The organism is Paenibacillus sp. FSL R5-0923 (assembly GCF_038009145.1).
Classification (GTDB): domain Bacteria; phylum Bacillota; class Bacilli; order Paenibacillales; family Paenibacillaceae; genus Paenibacillus_AQ.
Genome location: NZ_JBBPAT010000001.1, coordinates 113,928 through 138,008 on the forward strand (window position 1 = coordinate 113,928; position 24,081 = coordinate 138,008).

Genomic DNA, 24,081 nt, shown 5'->3' on the forward strand with positions numbered 1-24,081 from the left:
TTACTATTTCTCAATGAAATAATAGTAAAATATTGGGGATTGTCATTCATCCGTCTGGAGGCGTAAATAACACTGAACCGGGGGATGAAATTGATATCCTTTCAGAGACTGAAGTAAAAAAACATTCAATTTCAGCATCTTCAAAAAATTGTTTGATTTTTAATAATTAAAAGTTGCTCATTGTGACAAATCACATGTTCTTCATTCGATCTTTCACGTATTCTATTGTTATCTCAAAGTTCGTTGCACAGGTAAACCGTGCACTAATTAATATGATTACAGACGTGCGACGAGTTCACATGATTAACGATAGAGGGTGGAGAAGCATGATACAATCTTATGAACGTGATACACAATTAACACTACATTTGTACCGGGTATTTGCCAAATCATTCAAGAGTATTAATGAGCATGCTGTTACCGGCAGCAAAATTGAAGGTTTTAACCCTACTGCCTTTGCCGTCATGGAAGTGTTGTACTATAAGGGACCACAGCCCATTCAACAAATTGGTGCCAAACTACTGCTACAGAGCGGCAACGTGACTTACGTTATCGACAAGCTCGAAGAACGCGGCTATTTGCAACGCAAGCCTTGTCCAAGTGATCGTCGTGTGATTTTCGCAGAGTTGACCGCGGAAGGCGAACGTCTCATGAATGAGATGTATCCGAAATACTCAGAGCGTCTTCATCTTGCTTTCAGCGGACTGAATGATGAAGAGAAGGAACAAATGATCACTCTGCTCAAGAAGATGGGTCTGCAAGCTGAGAAGCTTTCCCCTCTTCCCCGTAAGTAGAGCTAGAGGCTAGGCTGCTTTTTACTTCATATGTGTTAGACAAGCTGTTATTGCACGAAGAAGCCCGACCGGTAAATACCCGGTCGGGCTTCTTTATGTGACTTAGAGAATGAGTTATGCCTTTTTTAATGACGAGGTAGCATCCTCTACCGAAGGTACACCCTTGCGCAAACCCCAAGATATAACTAGTGACAAGACTGCGAAAACTGCCATCACAATAAATAGTGAATGAAGTCCCCCTTCTAGTGCACCACGTAAACTGTTTGATACTTCGCCGGAGAGGTTGGTGCCTGTATGCGAGCCTAGCAGCTTATTAATATCATCACCTGTAACGTTTGAATCCGGTTGTTTTCGCAACAGCTGATCAATATTCAAGTTCAGCCAGGAACCGAAAATAGCCACCCCAATGGTCTGACCTAATGACCTTGTAAATGCATTAAGTGCTGTGGACGCACCGCGTTGATCATACGCAACCGACGACTGAGCGATAATCGTGAAGACCGTAGAGGAGTATCCGAAGCCTACCCCACAGACCAGCATCAAGCATAAGAGGATTACCTGTGAAGACTCTCCAGTCAAGAAAACCAGACCAATAGCTCCGGCAGCAATCATCATCAATCCAAGCATTGCCGTTCGGCGAGAACCCGCTCGCAGAATCATCCGTCCGCCTGCGATTGACCCAAACATCCAGCCTACAGACATTGGCGCAAGCAGCAAGCCTGAGATCGCAGCGCTTTTTCCAGAAACGCCCTGAACCCATAAAGGGATATACGTAGAAAGTCCAATAATTAATGTGCTTACAAGCAGGTTAGCACCCGTTGATACTGCGATATTACGATTTGAGAATAGGTTCAGCGGAAGCATAGGCTCTGGTGCACGGCGCTCCACAAACAGAAATAGGATTAGCAGGATAACCGCTGCACCCAGTGTTGCGAGTAGTAACGGAGAGGTCCATGCCAGGTTCTGCCCTCCCGTGGAGAGTCCAAAGAGTAGAGCACCCATGCCTGCTGCGAACAGAAGAACGCCTGGCACATCGATCTGTGTCTTCCGACGCACCTTTTCTTCCTTCAGGTAGCGCGCAATAAATACCATTGCCAACACGCCAAATGGCAGATTGAATACAAACACCCAGCGCCAGCTTAAGTAATCTACCACATATCCACCAAGCAGTGGCCCTACCAAAGAGGAAATCCCCCATACAGAGCTTAGCAACCCTTGTGTCTTTGCTCTTTCTTCAATGCTGTAAATATCACCGATAATGGTAAAGGTCATTGGAATAAGTGCACCCGCACCGATCCCCTGTATCGCGCGAAACAGGATCAGCTGTTCCATACTTTGAGATATGCCGCATAATAATGAGCCTAGTAAAAAAACAGCCGCTCCCCACATGAATACAGGCTTGCGTCCGAACAGATCACTGATTTTGCCGAAAATAGGTGTAGTAATGGCCATTGCCAGTAAATATGAAGTAAATATCCAGCTCAGCCACTGCATTCCCTGAAAGTCGCCTACAATCGCCGGCCCGGCTGGTCCTGTTACAGTCCCCTCAATAGCCGCCAGAAACGTGGCCAGCAGTACCCCTGTTAATATTAGTTTACGTTCTAAATCCCCTGTTGACTTCAATGTTCCAAACCCTCTCTTTATGTATTAAGTGGATTGCCACTCCTCGCGCAGTAGAGCATGGAGAGCAGTATCCTGAAAGCCGGAAGCGATCTGCCTGTATTGACGCAATACGCCTTCCTTCTGAAATCCAAGCGTATGAACCAGCCTCTCCGCACGGATATTATCAGGATGACAGAGCGCTTCAATCCGATTCAAGCCCATAATATTGAAACCAAAATCGAGTACAAGCCCAAGCGCTTCTTTCATATATCCAAGCCCCCAAAAGGCAGGCGACAGATCACAGCCTATTTCACCACGGTAAGCTCCCTGAAGCTGCCAATGGTTATATCCACAGCTACCTATGACTTCCTCCCCAGGTCCAATAATACTCCAACGTAAGCTCTCCTCTTCCTGAGCCATCTGTGATAGAAGGTCGATAAGCTGCTTCGTCTCTTCTATAGAGGATAATGCCGGTGCACCCAGCCAGAGAGAAACTTCCGGATGAGACCAAACCTGAAATAACGCTGAAGCATGCTCAGTAGTCATAGCACATAATTTTAATCTTCTACCGATCAGTGTAGGTGTCACTCCATTGCATAGATACAATTCTCCGCTCCCCCTTCAACTTATCAATTATACATCATTCAAGAGTATATCCTTAAGCTAAAAGTTCTAATTTCTTTAACTTTGAAAAGAACAAATTGTATCCTCTCACGTAAAAAGCGCCTGCATCAGAAGGTTAATTCTCCCTTGATACAGACGCTTTTATGGAACTTTGCTTTAAATGATTTCAGTCTGCTCCCTGAATAACTTCACTACACAGCACCTGAAGTTTGGCTCGAATATCCTTGAACTCTTCAATACCCGTGCCAGTAATACTGTACCCTTCACTATGTGCAGTCAGAAAGTTGTCCAGCGTCAGCTTTTCCAATTCCTGTTTCACTTCGCGTTCTCCTACACGATACCCCATGTCTTCCAGTCCGAGCAGCATCTCCGAGATCGTCACATCTTTATCATGAGCACAATAAAGCATGTGAATTCCTATGAACAAGTTCTGTACATCAGCGCGCATATTCCACTCCTTCTGGCAACAAAGCCTTCGGTATTTACTCTTGCATTACCCTATGACAGTTCATTGGAAACATCATCACAAGGGTTCAGCGCTACAGAGGGATCATAGCCCATCCCAAAATATTACAAAACAATGTTGTGTCTTGACGTACCCCTCATAGCTGTACTATGTTGTTAGTTACAGTTATGGTTTCATATTGAATTTAAAGTACAGGAAGGTGATGCTTCATGTTTCAAGCTATGCCATATGATGGAACGCGCAGCGAGCAGTTTGAAGCCGTTCTAATCCAATTCGAAGCATTGATAAAGGACGAACCAAGTGCTACAGCCAATCTGGCTAATGCTTCGGCACTACTTAAACACGCTCTACCGGATACGAATTGGGCCGGTTTTTATTTATTTGACGGCAAGGAGCTAGTACTTGGACCTTTTCAAGGCCTCCCTGCATGCATTCGAATTCCGCTATCTCGCGGGGTGTGCGGAACTGCAGCCGCCGAGCGGCGCACACTTGTAGTAGGCGATGTGCATGCATTCCCAGGTCATATCGCCTGTGATGCAGCCTCCAACAGCGAGATTGTTGTTCCTTTAATAAAGGATGATCGCTTGCTTGGCGTACTTGATATCGACAGTCCGCTCAAGGATCGCTTTGATGATGAAGAACGCCGGTTTCTGGAGCGGTTCGCAGCTTTAGTATCGGAAGCTATCTAAAAATTTCTTCGTTTTATATCCCATAAAAAAAAGGCTGTCTTATTTGTAGGGGTTACCTACTTATAAGACAGCCTTTTTATGTTGATCCTACAGTCGAACTGGACTAATGTTCCAAATCTCAGCTGCATAGCGACTAATTGTGTTATCGCTGGAGAATTTACCGGAATGACCAATATTAATAATGGACTTCTTCAGCCATTCTTGCCGGTTGCGATATGCCCGATCAATTTCGACGTGCGTCTCAACGTAACTAGCGAAATCCTTCAGGACAAAAAACTCATCGTTATTATCCAGAAGTGAGTGGAAAATGCTCTCAAACTCCGTAGCGTGACAACATATAGGTCCTGGTTTGATTAACTGATCCAGCACTTCTTTCACACGACTATCCCCGTTGTAAATATCACGCGCATGATAACCGCCATGCTGGTAGTAATCCATGACCTGCTCAGCACGAAGTCCGAACAGGAACATATTGTTGTCTCCCACCATTTCATGCATTTCTACATTTGCGCCATCCATCGTTCCTACCGTCAATGCACCGTTCATCATAAACTTCATATTCCCGGTACCGGATGCTTCTTTGCTGGCTGTAGAAATCTGCTCACTGATGTCCGCTGCAGGAATGATCTTTTCTGCTAGGGATACCGAATAATTTTCAAGGAAAAAGATACGAATCTTCCCTTTAACATCCGGATCTTTATTGACTACCTCCGCTACTGTATTAATCAGTTTGATAATCCGCTTCGCCAGATGATAACTTGGCGCTGCCTTTGCTCCGAATATAAACGTGCGTGGAACCATATCCATCGAAGGATTATCTTTGATTTGATTGTACAAATGCAGAATATGCAAAATATTAAGCAACTGGCGCTTGTAGGCATGTAGACGTTTCACCTGTACATCAAAGATAGAGTCAGGATCGACATGTACTGAATGCTTACTGTAGATGTACTCTGCAAGACGAAGCTTATTTTGGCGCTTAATACTGGCTACTTGTTCCTGGAAGGAAGCATCCTCACAATATTTAATCAAGCCAATCATTTCTTGAGGATGGCTCACCCAACGGGTCCCTATCGATTGATTGATTAAATTAGCCAGATCTGGATTGGCATGCAGTAACCATCGCCGATGGGTAATTCCGTTCGTCTTATTATTGAAACGGTGTGGATACATTTCATTAAAAAGTCGCATCTCGCGCTTCATTAATATTTCTGTATGCAGCGCCGCTACTCCATTGACACTATGGCTCGCTACAATCGCCAGATGAGCCATCCGAACCTGATCATCATGAATAATCGCCATCTGCGCAATTCGATCCTGATCCCCCGGATAACGACTCATAAGCTCGCCACAGAAACGCGCATTGATCTCTTCAATGATAAGAAAAATACGTGGCAGTAGCTCCCTAACCATTTGAATAGGCCATTTCTCAAGCGCCTCGCTCAGAATAGTGTGATTAGTGTAAGAGACCATACGCGTCGTGATACTCCATGCCTCATCCCATCCTAAACCATGTACATCCATCAGAATCCTCATCAATTCAGGAATCACCAACGTTGGATGTGTATCATTAATATGAAGAGCAACCTTGTCTGGCAGCGATTCTATAGGAATCCCAAGCTTGGCATAGGTACGCAGAATACTTTGCAGCCCCGCGCTACAGAGGAAATACTGTTGCTTCAGGCGAAGCAGCTTGCCTTCGTATTGAGAGTCATCTGGGTAAAGGAACTCCGAAATGGATTCTACTGAACGCTTATACTCCAGAAACTTATGATAGTCCGTCCCGGCAAAAGAACCAAAGGTTCTTGAGGGCTGGGTGATGGATTCTGCACTCCAATTACGCAGTGTATTCACATGCCGGCGATCAGCACCAATGATAGGGACATCGTAAGGCACTGCACGAACAGCCTCATATTGCGTATGATCAAATATGAGCCGTCCGTTCTCTTCGCGGGTCTCAATAGTCCCCCAGAACCTAACTTCAACCTGCTTGTCTTCGCGGCGCACTTCCCATACATTATCATTCTGCAGCCAGTAATCAGGAAGTTCCACTTGATACCCATCAACGATCTTCTGCTCGAACAGGCCATATTTATACCGTATACCACAGCCATGTCCCGCATATTGCAGGGAAGCGAGTGAGTCCAGGAAGCAGGCGGCCAAACGACCGAGACCTCCATTCCCTAACCCAGCGTCCGATTCCTCCTCTTCTATATCCTGCAAACAAAAGCCAAGGTCCGCTAAACCTTCACGTACTACTTCCAGTACACCCATATTCAACAGATTGTTCCCCAGAAGCCTACCGATCAAGAACTCCATTGAAAAATAGTAAACCTGCTTATCTTTATCGAGCTTATATTTCTGGTTCGTTTCCGCCCAATTTTTCCCGGCGTTCTCACGAATCATGTTGCCCAGTATTTTATAGACATCGGCATTCGAGGCTTCCTCAAGCGGTTTACCTAATTTACCAATGAGGGTCTCACGGAATGCCTGTTTGAAAGATTCTTTATCGTTAAACAACAGTAGGTCCTCCTGACAAATGCTTTTATTAGAAGTGCAGCAGACTGTGCCATTAGATCAGATAGGTTAATACTGCTTTGTTCATCTAATCCAGTCGTTAGATCTTGCTGCTCTTGGCGATGACGAATGGACGTTTGCTATCTCCAACAAGAATTCGATTCTTACTCAAATGTACGTCTTTATCCATGATTACATTCTCAATGACCGCATTTTCTTCGATGACGCATTTTTGCATAATTACTGAGTTGATGATCTTCGCTCCCTTACGTACCTGAACCCCCCGAAAGATCACGCTGTTCTCTACCGTTCCAGCTATAATGCAGCCATTAGCCACTAACGAATTACTGACATTAGCACTTTCCAAGTATCGGGTCGGAGCCTCATATTTAATCTTCGTCTGTACCGGGCTTTCTTTGAACAAACTGAAGTAATTCTCCTGCTGGAGCAGTTCCAAACTGTTCTTATAATAACTCTCTAATGAATTAATTACGGCATGATAGCCATGATATTCGTATGCGGCGATATTAAATTTGTGTCGGTTCTTCTGAACTACATCTCGGAAAAAATAACTCTCTCCATGCGCAATGCAATGCTCCACCTGCTCCAAGAACAGTTTTTTCTCCATAATGAAGATATCCAGATATAAATTAGGATGGTCTTTCTCATGATGGATATTAGTCACCTTATTCTCTTCGTCTACTTCAATACGCTGGCATAGATCATGTTCTGGCTGCAGTTCTTCAATCTTTTTATACACTACTGTAACGTCGGCACCCTTCTCCAGATGGTAACTGTACAAATCCTGAAGATCGATCGTATTGATATGCTGGCTGCCGGAAAACACGATATATTTAGCAGATCCCCGTTTAAAAAGATCCAGATTGTTATGATAATGCTGTAAGTCCCCGAGAGAAGTATCCGTTGGATCGTTCCAGTCTGGAGGCAAAATGAATAATCCCCCATGCTTGCGGTTCATATCCCACGATTTCCCGTCACCCAAATGGTCCATTAGAGAACGGTATTTACGGCGGACGAACAGGCCAACGCTCTCCAGGTCTGCACGCATCATATTAGAAAGCACGAAATCAATCAACCGATAACGACTGGCAAAAGGTACGGCTGCACCACAGCGGAAATAAGTGAGTTCATTTAGTTTGTCGAGTTCATGATCCAGATTAATTACACCCATGAGTTGCTTCATCGGAATCCACCGTCCTCTTATAATTTATAAGAAAGTATAAGTTTCACGATATACTTTATCCTTATAAATCTCGCATAAACGCTTACCGTCCCTTGAAGGACGCCGAAGGCGTTTTAGCTTGATTATATGGTTTTGGCCACAGCTGATTTACGTTTTTTGCTTTTATTGTCGATCAGCAGAATTTCGTTCTCGTTCTCCCGTTCGATGCCTATTTCCATATAATCGTCGATTACCGTATTCTCACTAATAATCGCTTTATGAATGCGTACGTTCTTGCCAATCTTGACCTTAGGCATAATCACGGAGTCCGTAATTACACTTCCTTCACCCACTTCTACCCCATAAAAGAGAACCGAATGATTCACTTCTCCGTGCACTATGCAGCCTTCATTAATAATGCAGCCTGACACTTTCGCCCCAGGGGCAACATATTGGGCAGGTTGATTCGGATTACGTGTAAAAATGCGCCAGCTGGGATCATTTAGATTAAGTGGCGGAGTATCGCTTAGCAAATCCATATTTGCTTCCCATAAGCTAGTTACTGTACCTACATCTCTCCAGTATCCTTCAAAAGGGTACGCAAATAAGGAGTTTCCGTCCTCCAGCATCAAAGGAATGATATCCTTGCCGAAATCGTGGGATGATCCTACATTCTCCCCATCCTCTAGTAAATGCTTGCGGAGAACCTCCCATTTGAAGATATACACACCCATAGAAGCTAATGTGCTTTTTGGCTGAGCGGGCTTTTCCTCAAATTCGTAAATTTTTAGATCGTCCTCCGTATTCAAAATTCCAAATCGGCTTGCTTCCTCCAGCGGAACGTCAATGACAGAAATTGTGCAATCAGCGTTTCTTTCCTTGTGGTATTGAAGCATAGCGTGATAATCCATTTTATAAATGTGATCACCGGACAGAATAAGAACATGCTCTGGATCAAACTGATCCACAAACTTAAGATTCCGATAAATCGCATCGGCTGTTCCCCGATACCAGCTGCTTCCATTCTCACGTTCATGCGGTGGCAACACGAATACCCCACCGTTCTTACGGTTCAAATCCCAATCACTGCCTACTCCGATGTAAGAATGCAGTATGAGTGGCTCATATTGAGTCAGCACACCAACTGTATCAATACCTGAATTGGAGCAGTTACTTAAAGGGAAGTCGATGATCCGATAGGTCCCTCCAAAATAAACAGCGGGCTTGGCAAGCGATTTGGTTAAACCTTTCAATCTTTTGCCTTGGCCTCCAGCCAATAGCATGGCTACCATTTCCTTTTTCTTCATGGAAAAGCCTCCCTTGACTTATGGGTAATATGAAGTTCAGCAAGCACAGGTTGAATGAACAGAAGTTCCAAAAAGAAATGAATGAACAAGAAATACACTTGAAAGAAATGAGCCTTGATAGGAAGATGGACAAAGATGAGAAAAACGTGGAAGGAAATGTAACACGGTCGAATGATCTTTCCTAAAATGGGTAACTTTCACCAAAATCAGGAGATTATCCTTATTGTAAAGTGTTCTATATCCGTCGTCAAAACCCTTTATCACATTTTCGAAAATCCGAATTTTTTAACCTTGTTTGTTATTAAACACATTAATATTACTTATAACTAAATTAACCGCTTTGAATCATCATGAAATAAGAAAAGGCTCCTTTAATCGTAAAGCAAAGGGACTCATCTTCAGCAAACATTCAACCGAATATGTCATAATGTAGCTATCTAACACTGATTTGGAGGTACCTATGATGAAAGCAGCTCAAGGCGTTCGACTACTGCTCGTAGATGATGAGCCTCATATATTACAATTTCTAGAGTTGGGTCTCCTTAACGAAGGATTTGAAGTCAGAACCGCACCCGACGGAATCACAGCCATCTCGGTCGCTGCTGAGTTCAAGCCACATGTAGCCATCCTAGATGTCATGATGCCTGGCATGGATGGATTCGAGTTATGTCATTACCTTCGCTCGGAAGAGACGGAACTAGCCGTTATCATGCTAACTGCAAAGGATGAAGTGGACGATCGAGTCAAGGGTCTCACTATTGGTGCTGACGATTATATGGTCAAGCCCTTCAGCTTCGACGAATTGCTTGCCCGAATTCAAGCGCGGCTACGCAATCAGTTTCCAGGTCTGCTCGGCGAGGTACGCTGCGGTCCATTCCGAATTGATAGCCGTAGAAAAGAAATTCGCTTCAAGGAAGAAGTCCTTGAACTCTCACCCACGGAATACGAGTTATTACAGTATCTCGTTATTAATCACGGCCTTGTACTAAGTAAACCCATGATTCTTGATAAAGTGTGGGGCTATGACTTTGGTGGTGAGGAAAATATCGTTGAGGTCTATATCCGTTCGCTTCGCGAGAAGCTCGGGGATAAGGAGCACCGTATTATCCGTACCCTGCGGGGAGCAGGCTACCGGGTAGATCTATGAGTACGCGCTTCTCTAAATGGTTTCGTAAGCTGCCCGCACCACGTTCTCTACGCAAACAGCTGCTAGCCATTTCGCTGCTCATTCTATCAGGATTGCTTCTTCTAATCGGAGTATTACAATATATACTCATGCGGGATTTCATATATAGCAATAGAGCAGAGTCTATGGAAGCGCAAATACGTTCAGTTCCCCGTGAGATGTTTTTCAACTTTTTCAATTCCTATGACGAGGACACCACAACTCCGAATGAGGGAAACACCGAGTATAACGGCAATTTGCCGGGGGAAAGAAACGGCGAGAATAAAATCCCAAATGGTCAAAGAACCGGTGAGAATAGGCGTCCACTCCTGCTGGATGCCCATACAACCCTCGCTATTTATAGCTCAGATGGCACCTTCAGGGACTTACAGCAAATGACTTTATCTGATTCAGCCGCGCCTAGATTAACGAATGAGCAATACAATAATCTGCTCATTCATACCACGGATAGAGCAACAGGAAATTACAAGCTCATAGAGGCCGATGACGGCACTGAACATCTGGCTATATTCGTGAATCTCTATAGACCTGGAAATACTCGATTGCTTCTCCAAATGAGCGTGAATACCGGACCTCTTACGGATGTAATCTTACAGCAATTGATGATCTACGCAGGTTTGTCAGTGATTGCTTTATTGGCTGGCTTCTTCCTATACTTGCCTGCCCTTCGAAAGACGCTGGTCCCTCTTTCAAATATGGGAGAGTCCGCCGAGATCATTGATGCCGGTAATCTGGATATCCGATTTCCAATTAACCAAGGCCAAACTGAGATCGACAAGCTGGCCCATTCATTCAATGGTATGCTCGAGCGTCTCGAAATATCCTTTCATAATGAACGGGAAGCCAAGGAACAGATGCGCCGCTTCGCTGCCGATGCTTCTCACGAGCTGCGAACGCCGCTGACCTCAATCCACGGTTTTTTGGAGGTCTTACTGCGTGGCGCTGCGGACAACAAAGAACAGTTATACAATTCATTGCGAAGCATGCATGGCGAATCGAAACGGATCAATAAGCTGGTGGAGGATTTGCTGCTGCTCGCTCGGATGGACGGCGCCCCTCAACTGAGGATGACGGATCTGCTGCTCGGTGAGGTCATTTCCGAAATGAAGCCGCATCTGCTCTTGTTAGCGGATCAGCGTAAGGTTACTTTTGATATCTCGTATGGCATCCATGGTAAATATGAACCCAATAAAATCAAACAGGTGATTCTGAATCTATTCCACAATGCAGTTCAGCATACGGATACAGAATTTGGCACCATTCATCTCTCTTTACATGCTAGAGGAAATGAGGCCATTCTAACGGTGCAAGACAACGGCTGCGGGATTTCTCCAGAGCATATCCCACATATCTTCGATCGCTTCTACCGGAGCGATTCTTCTCGTACACGAAAATATGGTGGATCTGGACTCGGCCTTTCTATTACCAAGTCTATCGTGGAGGCACATCACGGTAAGATAAGTGTAAGCAGCACTCTCGGTGAGGGAACAACGTTCAGGGTTACCCTTCCTTGCGAGGAAGGATTAGCCAAGAGAGAGCAACAACCGTTATAATAGATGATAGACTTAAGCCTATGTCTACGATGCCAGTTTTGCTATGTTGTCCATTCTAAGGAGCATCGCTCCGCAAAACTTAAGCCTATGCTTTCGATGCGAGTTTTGCTTCACAAAACTTTTAGGAGGTCAAAAAATGTACGAAATCGCCGTAATTGGAGCCGGTCCTGCCGGTGCAAGCGCAGCCCTGTTCGCCGCCAAGGCGGGCAAAAAAACGCTGCTGATCGACAATGATAAAGGCATGACCCGTAGAGGATGGTTTGAAAACTTTTATGGAATTTCCGAAGTAGGCGGTCCTGATCTCGTAGAAACCGGACATAAGCAAGCCGTCAAATTCGGCGCTGAGCTGGTAGCAGAACAAGCTATTAACCTCACTTCCAGCGGCAATGGATTTGTCATTGAGACCGAAGACGGAATTATTTATGAAGCCAAACATGTTATTCTTGCAACAGGCGCCCTTACCGATCTAGCCGCCAAAGCAGGCGTGGAAACTAAGGATGGTACAGAGCCGAGAATCAAGACAGTAGTCGCTGTTAATCCAGAAGGCAAAACAAATATTGAAGGCATTTGGGCTGCAGGTACCGTTGCCGGAGTAAGTGTACATGCCATTATTACGGCAGGCGATGGCGCGAAGGTAGCCATTAATGTGATTAGCGAGTTAAATGGTACGCGTTACGTGGATCATGATGTACTAAAGGCTTAATCAATGACTGAAAATATAGATCCGGAGACGATTCTTAGGAATCTGTCCTCCGGATTTTTTATATCGCAAAAAATAACTGCACTTGGTGCAGTTATTTCATACTTCATCCCCTCTATGACTCTTTTAAGTGTAGTTTATGCAACTAAAAACAGATGGAAAGAGTATTTCCATTGGATTATGAAGAAATAAGTGTATCAAGTGCAACTAAGTCGATACATAGCAGTCTGATGCGCTTTTTAATTGTATAAAGTACACTTATTTATTCATCCTCACCTCCCCTGTAAACGCCCCACGCGCAAAAAAACTGCCCCAAACATCATCCCACCGCCGCCGAAGACGATGTTAGGATCGTTTGAAACAGTCTACTTTAATCACTAGCGTGTACCCCAAGGTAACGCCCCCACTTCTTCACTTTCCTTCAGACTCGCAGCCAGCTTTTGCAAATACGGAACCAGTAATGGACGCAACTCCTCCCGCATCAATCCGACCTCCAGCGTAGCCTGAATGTAGCCGAATTTATCACCAATATCATAACGTTTGCCGATCAAATCCAGGGCCAGCAAACCTTCATTACGACATACCTCATGCAATGCATCAGTCAGTTGATATTCACCACCTGCTCCCCGTTCAAGATTAGCCAGCACTGAAAATATCGAAGACTCCAAAATGTAACGTCCCATAATCGCATGCTCTGAAGGTGCCGTATCCGGGGAGGGCTTCTCCACCAAACCTTTAACTTCATGGACACCTTGTAGAGAACCGCTTGATGAAATAATTCCGTATTTATGAACATCCTGCCGTGGTACCGACTGAACACCGACGATGGTCTTCTCCTCTTGTTCATATAATCGCATCATTTGCAGCAGCGCCGGGTCCTCCGAGACCATGATATCGTCACCGAGCAGAACAGCGAAGGGCTCATCGCCAACGAACTGTTCCGCACAAAGGATGGCGTGACCTAGTCCTAGCGGCTCTTTTTGCCTAATGTAATGAATGCTGGCCAGTTCGCTAATCGCTTGGACTTCACGAAGCAGCTCCTCTTTTCCTTTTTCCAAAAGCGTCTGTTCCAGTTCCACTGATTTATCAAAATGATCTTCAATCGACTTCTTGTTGCGGCCCGTCACGATAATGATGCTTTCAATACCGGATTGAACAGCTTCTTCTACGATATATTGAATCGCCGGCTTATCCACAATGGGCAGCATTTCCTTGGGCTGAGCCTTTGTTGCAGGCAGGAAACGAGTGCCTAAACCCGCGGCGGGAATAACCGCTTTTCTAATCTTCACAACGAATCCCTCCCTTGCATTTATTGACGATGTAGAACTTGCTGCTCACGAACATCCTGCTGTTTCTTACCTTCATAGAACTCTTGAACAATATAGAGCGGACGTCCCTTGGTCTCATCATAAATCCGACCGACATACTCACCCAGAATCCCTAACATAATGAGCACAAAGCCATTAAAGGTCAGCGTGATTCCGATCATCGATGCCCAGCCCTTAACGACTGAATCCGTAAAAATCACCAGATATAGCACATACATCAGATATAGAAAACCAGAGGCCGACAGCAGCATACCAAGGTATCCTGCCAGCTTCAGCGGCTTATAAGAGAAGGAAGTAATTCCATCCAGAGAGAGCTTGATCATCCGTTTCAGCGGATATTTAGTTTCTCCAGCCAGACGTTCATCGCGTTCATATTCAATGGCTTTTTGCCGAAAACCGACCCAGCTGACTAGCCCGCGTACGAACCGATTTTTCTCCGGCAGGCGTTTGAGCTCCTCACAGACTTTACGATCGATAAGGCGGAAATCCCCCGTATCGACAGGAATAGAAATATCGGTTGAATAACGTAGCACTCTATAAAAGAGGCTGGCCGTCCACTTTTTGAATAAGGATTCTCCGTTTCGCTTTATCCTTTTGGCATATACAACTTCATACCCCTGCTTCCATTCCGCAATCATGTCCAGAATCAGTTCCGGCGGATCTTGCAAATCGGCATCAATAATGACAACTGCATCCCCTAGGGCGTAATCCATTCCGGCAGTAATAGCGATCTGATGTCCAAAGTTACGAGACAAGTCGATCAGCTTCACACTTTCATCCCAGTTGCTATATTCCTCAATCATCTGGGCGCAATTATCTGTGCTGCCGTCATTCACAAAGATCAGCTCATACACTTCATTAGTTAAACCCATTACTTTTTTGATACGTCGATACGTCTCTTGAATAACCGCCTCTTCGTTAAACATCGGTATAATAATGGAATAGCGCACGTTGGTACTCATGAGCAGCTCCTCCTTAAATTTGAATAATGAAGCGTGCCTGATTTATCTCATAACACGCTTCATATGATTAACATTTGCCTAGTTTACAGTAATTTTGTATAATGTCCCGCTGTTTCCTCCATCGCTTCCTGCCCAATCGGCTGCTGGAACTTCTGTACCATTCTCTGTGATCCAAGTCGTCAACTCGGAGCTTCCCCCGCGTCCACCACCCATACCACCGCTATTGATCAGGAAGTACTTCACCTTTCCACTCTCTACAAACGCCTTTAGGGTATCTGGGGTATACACGGTGTCTGAGTTAGAAAATCCGTTCAAAATAACAACCGATGCACCCTTGTCAACGATATAAGGAGCTGCTGTGCCATAATCCAATGTAGCAAAAAGATAAGGCTCCCCAGTATTGTTCTCCTCCAAATAGGACAACAGACTCTCATTCGCACTTGCGGCGCTATTACGTCCAAAATTGCTTGGACTGCCTCCCATTTCCCCTCTACCCTCACTACTAGTCGGGCCCGCCTCAGGGGTTTGACTGTTCAAGCCATAAGTAATGGGAGTCGCTGCCCAGTAGAGCGGCCCAATTAACAATACTAATACGGCTGCAATGCCTGTCGTATAAATAAAGGATTTCTTCTTGCCTTTAAGAACTACCAGTACCAGCGAAACCACTATGCCTGCAGCTAAAATCCCAATGGACCAGCCACTGCCAATCGTATCGTTATAAGGATGAACAATGTACCACTGGAAACCTGCTGTAACCAGCGTTGCGGCTGGCAATAGCCAAGACAGCCAACCAGAGTGCTCGCGATATAGCGTCCACAGCTTTGACCATCCTGCACCGACTAACGCTGCAACTGGCGGAGCCATCATCACCAGATAATATTGATGGAAGAACCCTGCGATACTGAAGAACCCCATAACGGGCACCAGCCACGCTAACCAGAAGAGAGCTTCTTTATGAGCCTGAGTAAAGTTCTTTCTCCGCAGATTGGCGAATAATCCAATGATGCCTAGCAATACAAAAGGCAGCATCCAGCTAGCTTGACCTGACAGCTCTGATTGGAACAGGCGCAGTGGGCCTGCTGTTCCTGTATTGAACATTCCGCCTCCGCTTCCACCGCCATTCATGCCGCCGCGATTTCCTCGCCCGCCGTCGTCGCCACCAAATTGCCGAACTTGACTGTCTGTTCCACTAGGAGGCTGACCTGGTGCACCTCCATCATCGTCACCAGTCTGGCTATTCGAGGTCGAATTTGTGCCTTGCCGGCCCGAAAATGCTGCACGTCCACCATCAGTGCCACTATTACTGCCTGACCCATTCATAGCTGGCATCTCGCCGTTCATGTTCGGCATCTCACCATTCATAGCGGGCATTTCACCGTTCATGTTTGGCATCACACCGCCATTCATTCCTGGCATTCCACCGCCACCACCACCTGCCCCACGATCCCCCGTTAATCGGGCAACGCCATTGTACCCAAAAGCAAGATTCAGCACTGAATTGGTACCACTGCTGCCGATATAAGGCCGTTTGCTGGCGGGAATCGAATCCACGATCACTGCCCAGGATAAGGAGACTACAAGCAATATTGCTGTGGAGGCTGCCAATACTCCCGTCTTCCGCTTCCAGTTCACTTTGGCAGCTAAGACATAAAAGAGATAAAAAGCCGGTAGAACCATGTACGCCTGCAGCATCTTCTCGTTAAACCCAACACCGATTAACGCAAATGCGGTAAGAAGGCTACCCATCTTGTTGCTCTTCGTCCCTTTAAATAGAAACCATGCCGCGAGCAGAAGGGTGAATACAAGCAGCGCATCAATATTGTTCGTCCGGCTGACTGCCGCTGCTACCGGAGTAGTCGCCATGACTAGAGCTGCTATACGTGCTGCCGCTCTGCCAAAGGTAGGCTTCACCAGCAGGTATACAAGTAACACGGAGCCCACGCCGCCGAGTGCCTGTGGCAAAATCACACTCCAACCATGCAACCCGAAGATAAGCGCGCTAAGTGTCTGAATCCAAAAGGTAACTGGTGGTTTATCCACCGTTACTGAACCCGCGGAGTCCAGTGAAGCGAAGAAGAAATTATGAAAGTTCTGCAGCATACTTCCCACCGCGGTGGTGTAGTATGTATTCACATAGTGGTCATTCCAAACTCCATAACCATACAAAAAAGCGGCAAGTAATAAAATGAGCCAAAGTATAAGATCCGAGCTTATTTTTTTGAACCTACTCATCTCCATCCACTCCTATCCTTTGATCGTATATTCCGGCAGTTCTGTGCCCCCGGTTCAATCTTTCTGTAGGTGTATTATTTCACCCTTACCTTAACTCTCAATGAGTCCAAGCTGAATGTTTGCTGAATATACAAGGCCGCCAGAACGCAAAAAAAGCCCCACAACTGTGGAGGCTTTCTGTTCAAATCCCAACCCAAGCAAATATTTTAAAATAGACTATTCCATCCTGCCCATAGTAACGAGCTTATTCACCGTATTCCAATTACGTGCTGTAATCGTCATACCCAATATTCTGTCAAAAGGAACCTTGAAAAGCGGCGACTGGCTCACACTGACCTCATATAATATATACATCTCTCTGCCGACAAAACGCACTTTATCCGGTCCATTCTCATAAGTGCGCAGTTTATCCAATGCTTCCGCTGAAGGCTCGGCTGGTAAAAAAGTAACATACCATCTTTTGAATTCCTCTGGCTCGGAGAGCTGAAAGGGATCGTTAGCGATCACGTTCTCCATTTCTGCTAAGGTACGGATAATAACAGAGACCTCGAATCCAAAAACCTCATGAATCTTACGTTCAATGACTCCAGTAAGCAGACTCTTCGAACCTTCATCACTCTCAAACACAACATTTCCGCTCTGAATATACGTTCGTACATTTTCAAATCCAAGAGTCTGAAACATCGCCTTCAGGTCCAACATTTTAATAATTTTGTTCCCGCCGACGTTAATTCCACGCAGCAGCGCAATATAGGTAGTCATAGAATACGCCTCCGTTTTTGTGCCATGATCAGCTTAACTCTGCGGCTAAGATTTGTAGACGTTTACGAACTTCTTTTACCAGCAGCTCCTTCTCTGGAGGCGAAAGCCCCTCCACCAGACGCGCGGCAGCGATCGGCAAAATCCAGCGGTCTACGTCCTCATAAGTATGTCCTGATAATCTGAGATACTCTTGAATATATCCCTTAGTTAATTTTTTTCGGATAAAACCAAGCATTAATTTGGAGAATGCAGAAGCTCCCGGAGGCATAGCTCCCAAACTGAACATCACTACGGAACGCGCAGCATCTCCAGCAGGTTCTCCCACTACACCTGTCATCCAGTCGATCACCCAGAGCTGTTCATCCATAAGCACATTGTCGGGATGAAAATCCCCATGACATAAACGAGTGCCTTCCGGTAGCTTCTCCAGATACTTCAGAATGACGGATTTCTCCTCTTCGCTCAGCATAGGTGCTTCCAATATCTGACTTTTCAACATATCCTTTTGCTGGCCGATTTCCTCTGTAGTTTCAAGCTTATGCAAATCACAATGAAGCCCCGCCATCAGCCTGGCATATTGAGTAACTTTCCAAGGCTTCTCACCCATCACCTTTAGCAGGGAGGGACCTTTAATTTGTTGAAATACAATACCTTGTCTTGATTGTTCAAAAATAAGCTCAAAAGGCTGAGGTGTCCGAACACCCCGCGCATGTACAAACTGGCTGATTTTATATTCCCGGCTGACGTGTTGCTCTGCTATATCCTCCCGGTACAATTTAAGAATCCTCTGATCGTCATGCTGCCAGATCTCCGCAGTTCTGCCTTCCCCAACAAGCTTCGCCTTCATTCTACATCCTCCATTTAGTCCAGATTAATGCGGGTAAAATGCTCAACAACCGGAAATGGATCGTAGTAATGGTGAAGTAGCGCCTTCCATTCCTGATACTGGCTGGATTCTCTGAATCCTATGGTGTGATCTTCAAGCGTTCTCCACTTCACAAGCAGCAGATACTTATGATCATCCTCCAAGCAATGTTGCAATTCATGCCCTATGTAGCCTTCGATCGAAGAAATTAAGCTTGATGCCTCCTTGAAGCTTTTTTCAAATTCAGTAGTTAAACCAGGCTTCACTTGCAGCATCGCAGCTTCCAAAATCATAATCAGCATCCTCCAAAGGTTATGTATTTAAAGCATCACGGAAAAATTCATGATAAAAATTAATAATAACAAGCAGAATGGCTAGTGACTCGTTGACCAGCTCTACCTCAAGGCTATGATTAGCATCATCGATTCTATACACTTTTAAATGATGAAGCCCACTAATTTCACCAGAAAGCTGTTCGCTAAATAAAGGGTCGCTTCCGCCATAAATTACAGTCCCACGACTCTGCTGTATCAAAGGGATCGCCTCAGGTAATGGTGTTATATATAGATGAGACGTCTTTTTCTGTATTTCTAGCTCTTCTGCAATTCTCCCTGCTATGACCGAACCCACGCTTTTGCTAATGAATAGAATCTTTTTGTATTCAGGAAGAGATGCAATGGCCGCCTTACATTCCTGAATGAGAATAATCATTTCATCACGCTTAAAACCTACTCTAGCACTCTGGTAGCCATATTCAAGCAGCAGGACATCGCAATTATGTTCCCGAGCTGCTTTGGCCGCATAATCTAGCAGAGGGCGTTCAGCCGAGTAATTTTTACCTGGAAAAATAACAGCCAATGCCTTAGATCCTTGAGTAATATATTTATGTCTAACCTCTCTACCCCAATAAGAGGACATAATGATGTTGCTGACGTTCATACCTGTTTCCCTCTTTTCTAAAACAAACATTCTATATATATCTATCATTATAGCTAACTTATGTTTAGTTTTAAAATCAAAGAATTCCTAATCTTTACTAGAGATCAGGAATGTTCGAAAGTAGGTCTATTGCTGTGATGCCACCTGCTTATTTTTACTTTTACTAACCTTAATTTCAGCACAAATCCACAATACCAACGGAATAATTACCTGAAAAGGAAAGGCGTAGATTTTATAAATATGGTAAGAAAAATACTGCATCTCCATGATATCCTTGTACACAAAATCCGCAAGATAAATCATTAACAGTCCTATTTGGAGTACAACAGATCGATAACTCTTTAACTTGAATACTTTAGCTAATCCTATGCTTGCTACGTACAGACATACACTCGCTTTTATGAATGTTGTGATTACAAATGCAACCGCCGATGAAGCTTCAATTCGCGTCAGAAAATCGCCTACATTAATACGCCCTGCAGACACATAAGAGGGGAAATATTGACCGGACAGTACTTCAGGACCAAGCATTAGCAGATTGCGCAGTGTAACTATAAGAATAACCACCCCAGAAATCAACACATTTCCTAATAAAATTTTCTTCGCTGAGCTCTTGCCCGATAAACTACTGAATGCTCCTAGAAATATTACAATCTCTGCAAATGGAAAAGAAAACAGACCCAGCGTATCGCTAACTACCGGGTGCCAACCTTTATCGAACAAAGGAAGAAAGTGATGATATTCCAGTTTGGAAATGGCTAGTGTAAGAATTACTATCTCCACAGCGACGGTGAACAGAAGCAGAAGTTTGGCACTTCTCCCCAGCACCTCAATCCCCGACTTAACCACCCAAACGCCCAGTAGGCCAAGACATAACATAGGAGCAAGCATTGGAGTTTCGGTCAAGGCAACCGTCTTACTGAATTCTCCAAAGACATTGAGAACTAGCGCCCCCAGATGAAAAGCATACCAAATGTAGAGACAGGAGATGAATCGCCCGATGACTTTGCCAAACACAGCGATTAGCATATCAAATAAATCCTTACCTGGAAAAATAAGATGAAGTCTGGCATAGATCAATAGAAGAGGAACAACTAGCACCATGGCAAGAAGGACGGAAATCCAATTGCTGTTACCGGATTCCTCCGGAACTCCCATAAATATCGAAGTACCCACAGTAAACAGGACAGCAATACTGATAGCATGGCCTGTAGGTATCATCTCTTTGTTCATCATCTATCTCCTTTTAGTCTTTTCCTCTAAAATAGCTTTTTGATCCAGAATTCCAGCAACGGTGAAGGACTAGGGATCGACCACTTCATTGCCAAAGCAAAAGCAATGCAAAATGAAATTAGACATAATGCGGAACAGACATAAAAATCCCGTTTCATTCCCTGTTTTAACAGTCCGTAAGGATCAATCAATACGATAACCGCATAAATAAACACCACCACAACAACCAATTTAATCACCTTTTTGATGGATCTTGATAGATCTTGACGTCTGCGCACTACTGTCAATAATCACTTCGGAATTCACAACGACTTCCACTTCAGAGAATTCCTTTTCCCAGTCTTTCTCAATCTTCTTCCAGGTCTGTGGCATTTGCTCATGGAGAAGCTCACCAAACCCAAAAATATCAGCATGATAATCTTTCTGTACTCTATGGATAACAGAAAGGATAGCCTTCCGCAATTCCTCCCCAGCCCGCTTCTCTATAACTTTCTTGCTATCACGGTTAGTGAATTCCTCCGGAACCTTCACCTCATCCAGTCCGGTATGCGTTAGCGTATTTATTTGCATTTGGAGCTTACCCTCTACCCAAACCGGCTTTACTTTTGTTCTATTGGACAGAATTTCAAGGGAAAAGGCGGGCTTCCCGTTTTTGTCATTTACGGCTAAAACCCCTCCCTTGATTTGATTATTGGCAAACAGCATGTATTTCGTTTCTTCACCGCTGATCGTGCCGATCATTTTATCCATGGAGAATATCGCTGCTCCACTTACCCGAGCATTTTTTATCTTGTTTGTTTCATGAATATAAATAAGTGGTGCTATAGCATATTCGCCAGAGGCCTCTAACTTATCAATGAAATCCCAAATTTCCACGACGGGAGCAGTACTAACACTATTCTCAAATCTCATCTGTTGTGCAAGTGCATAGGCCATAATACTTTCCGTTAAACTACTTAGATTGATGATTTCCTGGGCCGTCTTCTCTTTGGAGACAAATATATATACATCCGATCTAGTTTCTGTATCTCTGTTATACCAATCAATAATATTGATAACCCCTTCTCGGGCGATCTCCTCACTGAGGATAATCGCCTTAGAATGGCTCCAAAATAATTTTTTCCCTGTGATAGAGATCATTCCTCGCACAATATCAAACATCGTCTCCCCCGTGAGAGAAAGCATCTTAAAGCCAGCCTGACTTGATTTGGAGCCTTCCTTCGTGTCCACAATTTCAGCAGTTACTAACAGCTTTCCATCAGATGCCCCTTTATCAATCGCCACCCCGGCTACAATTGACATGTCTTCAATTTCAATGTAGTTCCAACAACCCACAGTACTCATAAGCACGATCAAAGATACAATGGCAAGAACCATCCTTTTCCACTTGTTCATGGTCGTCTCCCTATTTTGTTGGACCCTTTTCTCTTCATATTTCGTGCCCCGATCATTGCCGGTCGTAGATACATATGCCACCACGGCGCTCTGATAGCTGTATCCTTAATGTCCTGCGGACGGATGGAACCTATCCCTAGCATATAAGGAACCCCAAAGGAGCGAAGGCTCATCAAATGAACCACTAAACCGAGCATTCCAAGAAAATATCCATAAATTCCTAGAAAAAAAACTGCAAATAACAGAACTGCTCTTACTATGATTAACGGACCCGTCAGCCTTGGATTGAGCAGCGTCATGATCCCTGTTAAACCGACTACAATAATCATTGGGGCACTCACTAATCTTGCCTCCACAGCCGCCTGCCCCAACACAAGCGCCCCCACGATACTGATCGCCTGCCCAATATAGGTAGGAATCCGTTCGCCCGCCTCTCTTAGGATTTCAAATATGGTTAGCATGAATATGGCCTCCACTACTGTAGGAAAGGGGACTGCTACTCTCGCAGTAGAAATGCTGAGCAATAACTGGGTGGGTATCATCTCCTGACTATAAGTTACCAAGGCCACATATAGAGCCGGAATACTAACAGACAGCAAAGCTCCAACCATTCTTAGCATTCGGTTGAATGAACCAAAATAAAAGTTAATATAATAGTCCGAACTCGCTTGAAAATTCTCCACAAATACGTAGGGTACAGTCATCGCATACGGGCTACCTTCCATAAGTAAGGCGACTCTGCCCTCCATTATTTTACTGACTACGGAATCCGGGCGTTCTGTACTTCCTGTCATCTCAAAAGGTGAATATGGCTCGTCTCTTATTAATTCCGAAAGAAATGACGTATCGAGAACAACATCTATATCTACCTGCCCAAGCCGATCCTGCAATTCTTTAACAATATTTGGTGATACTAGGCTTTCCATATAGCAAATGCATATCTGTGTGTTAGAACGTGATCCGATCTTGCTAAAAATAAACTTCAAGTCGGAATCTTGTACTCTTCGGCGGATTTGGGTCAGGTTAACTATCAGCGATTCTGTAAATCCTTCCCGCGGGCCGTAAACACTTTTCTCGGTCACTGGCTCCGTAATAGCCTTTTTATCCCAGCCTTGTGCATTAATATTGAGAACACCCGCATAGCCATCCAGCAGTAATAAGGTCTTGCCAGCTATAATCGCACTGATCATTTCATTTAAATCTGTAGAGGCAACTACATCCGAAATGTTAATGACCTGCGTCCTAATTTTCTCCATTAGCTCCGCTGGGTTGCCATAATCCATTCTGGTGAAGTCAAAAGCCATCAATGGCTTAATAACACCCTCCTGAATCATATGCTTATCAACCATCCCGTCAACGTTAACTAACCCAAAACGAAGAGTTTCACTGCCCTCATTATTTATCACCCTTATTCTAAGTGTCCCATCATCCTTGAATATTTGCCGAAATAGGTTCATCATTTCATCTAGTGACGTACTCGGAGTCTGCCCAGACGTCGTATTTTGTTGAGAATCTTTGCGGTTACCTCCTGCTGTCTGTTCCTCCACAGTAGTCACTCCTGTCACAATAGTTTCCTAGAAATTATCCCCCATCTCACTAAATACTATCCGCCAAAATTATACTGTAAAGGGATCAACTTCTTCGCAAAGGAGAGTAAACTCCATCCGTTAAAATAAAAAAAAGCCGCTTTAGCAGCGGCATGTTGAATGGTTTATGATTGTAGTGATCATCTGGTATAATTTGA

22 protein-coding genes are annotated in these 24,081 nt (G+C 44.6%); 5 read left to right on the top strand and 17 right to left on the bottom strand.

Annotated features, from left to right (window positions below):
• The first annotated feature begins 326 nt into the window (after positions 1-326).
• The gene (locus tag MKX35_RS00500) at positions 327-794 is read left to right on the top strand and encodes a MarR family winged helix-turn-helix transcriptional regulator (RefSeq protein ID WP_042123913.1); all 468 of its coding nucleotides are present in this window, start codon (positions 327-329) and stop codon (positions 792-794) included.
• Positions 795-908: 114 nt separating this feature from the next.
• Here MKX35_RS00500 and MKX35_RS00505 read toward each other — a convergent pair whose 3' ends face one another.
• The 3 genes from MKX35_RS00505 to MKX35_RS00515 all read right to left on the bottom strand — a co-directional run bounded on the left by MKX35_RS00505 (position 909) and on the right by MKX35_RS00515 (position 3,468).
• On the bottom strand, positions 909-2,417 hold the full coding sequence (locus MKX35_RS00505) for an MDR family MFS transporter (RefSeq protein ID WP_076285887.1): 1,509 nt from the start codon (positions 2,415-2,417) through the stop codon (positions 909-911).
• A 24-nt stretch (positions 2,418-2,441) separates the two neighbouring features.
• On the bottom strand, positions 2,442-3,002 hold the full coding sequence (locus MKX35_RS00510; RefSeq protein WP_042184632.1) for a GNAT family N-acetyltransferase: 561 nt from the start codon (positions 3,000-3,002) through the stop codon (positions 2,442-2,444).
• Between the two features lie 184 nt (positions 3,003-3,186).
• Entirely contained in the window at positions 3,187-3,468 is a 282-nt protein-coding gene (locus MKX35_RS00515) for a hypothetical protein (RefSeq protein ID WP_076285888.1), read from the bottom strand.
• A 227-nt stretch (positions 3,469-3,695) separates the two neighbouring features.
• On the opposite strand from MKX35_RS00515, the gene MKX35_RS00520 reads away from it, so the two are divergent.
• Complete coding sequence (locus MKX35_RS00520; RefSeq protein WP_076300161.1) at positions 3,696-4,175, top strand: GAF domain-containing protein; 480 nt, start codon at positions 3,696-3,698, stop codon at positions 4,173-4,175.
• Between the two features lie 87 nt (positions 4,176-4,262).
• Here the strand turns inward: MKX35_RS00520 and MKX35_RS00525 are convergent, their stop codons facing one another.
• The 3 genes from MKX35_RS00525 to MKX35_RS00535 form a co-directional block, all read right to left on the bottom strand.
• Positions 4,263-6,695 (bottom strand): glycogen/starch/alpha-glucan phosphorylase, encoded by a 2,433-nt coding sequence (locus MKX35_RS00525; protein ID WP_076285889.1) that lies wholly within the window; start codon positions 6,693-6,695, stop codon positions 4,263-4,265.
• 97 nt (positions 6,696-6,792) lie between these two features.
• Complete coding sequence (gene glgD, locus MKX35_RS00530; RefSeq protein ID WP_042184625.1) at positions 6,793-7,896, bottom strand: glucose-1-phosphate adenylyltransferase subunit GlgD; 1,104 nt, start codon at positions 7,894-7,896, stop codon at positions 6,793-6,795.
• A gap of 122 nt (positions 7,897-8,018) precedes the next feature.
• Positions 8,019-9,182, bottom strand: coding sequence for a glucose-1-phosphate adenylyltransferase (locus MKX35_RS00535; RefSeq protein WP_042184623.1), 1,164 nt, complete (start codon positions 9,180-9,182; stop codon positions 8,019-8,021).
• Positions 9,183-9,645: 463 nt separating this feature from the next.
• Between MKX35_RS00535 and MKX35_RS00540 the strand changes: the two genes are divergently transcribed.
• The 3 genes from MKX35_RS00540 (at position 9,646) to MKX35_RS00550 (ending at position 12,624) form a co-directional block, all read left to right on the top strand.
• Positions 9,646-10,329 (top strand): response regulator transcription factor, encoded by a 684-nt coding sequence (locus MKX35_RS00540; RefSeq protein WP_076116779.1) that lies wholly within the window; start codon positions 9,646-9,648, stop codon positions 10,327-10,329.
• The gene (locus MKX35_RS00545) at positions 10,326-11,921 is read left to right on the top strand and encodes a sensor histidine kinase (RefSeq protein WP_076300160.1); all 1,596 of its coding nucleotides are present in this window, start codon (positions 10,326-10,328) and stop codon (positions 11,919-11,921) included. The genes MKX35_RS00540 and MKX35_RS00545 overlap by 4 nt, the downstream gene beginning before the upstream one ends.
• Positions 11,922-12,057: 136 nt before the next feature.
• On the top strand, positions 12,058-12,624 hold the full coding sequence (locus MKX35_RS00550; protein WP_076116777.1) for an FAD-dependent oxidoreductase: 567 nt from the start codon (positions 12,058-12,060) through the stop codon (positions 12,622-12,624).
• Positions 12,625-12,998: 374 nt separating this feature from the next.
• Here the strand turns inward: MKX35_RS00550 and galU are convergent, their stop codons facing one another.
• From galU to MKX35_RS00605, 11 genes are all read right to left on the bottom strand, one after another.
• Positions 12,999-13,910 carry a UTP--glucose-1-phosphate uridylyltransferase GalU gene (gene galU / locus MKX35_RS00555; RefSeq protein ID WP_076300159.1) on the bottom strand — a complete coding sequence of 304 codons (912 nt, stop codon included), beginning with the start codon at positions 13,908-13,910 and terminating at the stop codon, positions 12,999-13,001.
• 20 nt (positions 13,911-13,930) lie between these two features.
• Positions 13,931-14,911 carry a glycosyltransferase family 2 protein gene (locus MKX35_RS00560; RefSeq protein ID WP_076285892.1) on the bottom strand — a complete coding sequence of 327 codons (981 nt, stop codon included), beginning with the start codon at positions 14,909-14,911 and terminating at the stop codon, positions 13,931-13,933.
• A 78-nt stretch (positions 14,912-14,989) separates the two neighbouring features.
• Entirely contained in the window at positions 14,990-17,143 is a 2,154-nt protein-coding gene (locus MKX35_RS00565; RefSeq protein WP_081382980.1) for an ArnT family glycosyltransferase, read from the bottom strand.
• Positions 17,144-17,359: 216 nt separating this feature from the next.
• The gene (locus MKX35_RS00570) at positions 17,360-17,905 is read right to left on the bottom strand and encodes a DUF1697 domain-containing protein (protein WP_076285894.1); all 546 of its coding nucleotides are present in this window, start codon (positions 17,903-17,905) and stop codon (positions 17,360-17,362) included.
• Between the two features lie 28 nt (positions 17,906-17,933).
• Positions 17,934-18,752, bottom strand: coding sequence for a phosphotransferase family protein (locus MKX35_RS00575; protein WP_076300157.1), 819 nt, complete (start codon positions 18,750-18,752; stop codon positions 17,934-17,936).
• A 14-nt stretch (positions 18,753-18,766) separates the two neighbouring features.
• Positions 18,767-19,063 carry an antibiotic biosynthesis monooxygenase family protein gene (locus MKX35_RS00580; protein WP_042184604.1) on the bottom strand — a complete coding sequence of 99 codons (297 nt, stop codon included), beginning with the start codon at positions 19,061-19,063 and terminating at the stop codon, positions 18,767-18,769.
• 19 nt (positions 19,064-19,082) lie between these two features.
• Positions 19,083-19,709: a hypothetical protein gene (locus tag MKX35_RS00585; protein WP_076285896.1), complete on the bottom strand. Its 627-nt coding sequence runs from the start codon at positions 19,707-19,709 to the stop codon at positions 19,083-19,085.
• A gap of 126 nt (positions 19,710-19,835) precedes the next feature.
• Entirely contained in the window at positions 19,836-20,945 is a 1,110-nt protein-coding gene (locus MKX35_RS00590) for an endospore germination permease (protein WP_081382979.1), read from the bottom strand.
• A gap of 23 nt (positions 20,946-20,968) precedes the next feature.
• Positions 20,969-21,181: a hypothetical protein gene (locus MKX35_RS00595; RefSeq protein WP_143759527.1), complete on the bottom strand. Its 213-nt coding sequence runs from the start codon at positions 21,179-21,181 to the stop codon at positions 20,969-20,971.
• Entirely contained in the window at positions 21,174-22,337 is a 1,164-nt protein-coding gene (locus tag MKX35_RS00600) for a Ger(x)C family spore germination protein (RefSeq protein ID WP_076300156.1), read from the bottom strand. The genes MKX35_RS00595 and MKX35_RS00600 overlap by 8 nt, the downstream gene beginning before the upstream one ends.
• Positions 22,334-23,884 carry a spore germination protein gene (locus MKX35_RS00605; RefSeq protein WP_143759526.1) on the bottom strand — a complete coding sequence of 517 codons (1,551 nt, stop codon included), beginning with the start codon at positions 23,882-23,884 and terminating at the stop codon, positions 22,334-22,336. Before MKX35_RS00605 ends, MKX35_RS00600 begins: the two co-directional genes overlap by 4 nt.
• Between the last annotated feature and the right edge of the window lie 197 nt (positions 23,885-24,081).

Bases quoted from the DNA above. Each gene is read 5' to 3' on its own strand.
- MKX35_RS00500 (WP_042123913.1), top strand. From the start codon at position 327: ATGATACAATCTTATGAACGTGATACACAATTAACACTACATTTGTAC.
- MKX35_RS00515 (WP_076285888.1), bottom strand. From the start codon at position 3,468: ATGCGCGCTGATGTACAGAACTTGTTCATAGGAATTCACATGCTTTAT.
- MKX35_RS00520 (WP_076300161.1), top strand. From the start codon at position 3,696: ATGTTTCAAGCTATGCCATATGATGGAACGCGCAGCGAGCAGTTTGAA.
- glgD (WP_042184625.1), bottom strand. From the start codon at position 7,896: ATGAAGCAACTCATGGGTGTAATTAATCTGGATCATGAACTCGACAAA.
- MKX35_RS00535 (WP_042184623.1), bottom strand. From the start codon at position 9,182: ATGAAGAAAAAGGAAATGGTAGCCATGCTATTGGCTGGAGGCCAAGGC.
- MKX35_RS00540 (WP_076116779.1), top strand. From the start codon at position 9,646: ATGAAAGCAGCTCAAGGCGTTCGACTACTGCTCGTAGATGATGAGCCT.
- MKX35_RS00545 (WP_076300160.1), top strand. From the start codon at position 10,326: ATGAGTACGCGCTTCTCTAAATGGTTTCGTAAGCTGCCCGCACCACGT.
- MKX35_RS00550 (WP_076116777.1), top strand. From the start codon at position 12,058: ATGTACGAAATCGCCGTAATTGGAGCCGGTCCTGCCGGTGCAAGCGCA.
- MKX35_RS00560 (WP_076285892.1), bottom strand. From the start codon at position 14,911: ATGAGTACCAACGTGCGCTATTCCATTATTATACCGATGTTTAACGAA.
- MKX35_RS00565 (WP_081382980.1), bottom strand. From the start codon at position 17,143: ATGAGTAGGTTCAAAAAAATAAGCTCGGATCTTATACTTTGGCTCATT.
- MKX35_RS00570 (WP_076285894.1), bottom strand. From the start codon at position 17,905: ATGACTACCTATATTGCGCTGCTGCGTGGAATTAACGTCGGCGGGAAC.
- MKX35_RS00575 (WP_076300157.1), bottom strand. From the start codon at position 18,752: ATGAAGGCGAAGCTTGTTGGGGAAGGCAGAACTGCGGAGATCTGGCAG.
- MKX35_RS00580 (WP_042184604.1), bottom strand. From the start codon at position 19,063: ATGATTTTGGAAGCTGCGATGCTGCAAGTGAAGCCTGGTTTAACTACT.
- MKX35_RS00585 (WP_076285896.1), bottom strand. From the start codon at position 19,709: ATGAACGTCAGCAACATCATTATGTCCTCTTATTGGGGTAGAGAGGTT.
- MKX35_RS00590 (WP_081382979.1), bottom strand. From the start codon at position 20,945: ATGATGAACAAAGAGATGATACCTACAGGCCATGCTATCAGTATTGCT.
- MKX35_RS00600 (WP_076300156.1), bottom strand. From the start codon at position 22,337: ATGAACAAGTGGAAAAGGATGGTTCTTGCCATTGTATCTTTGATCGTG.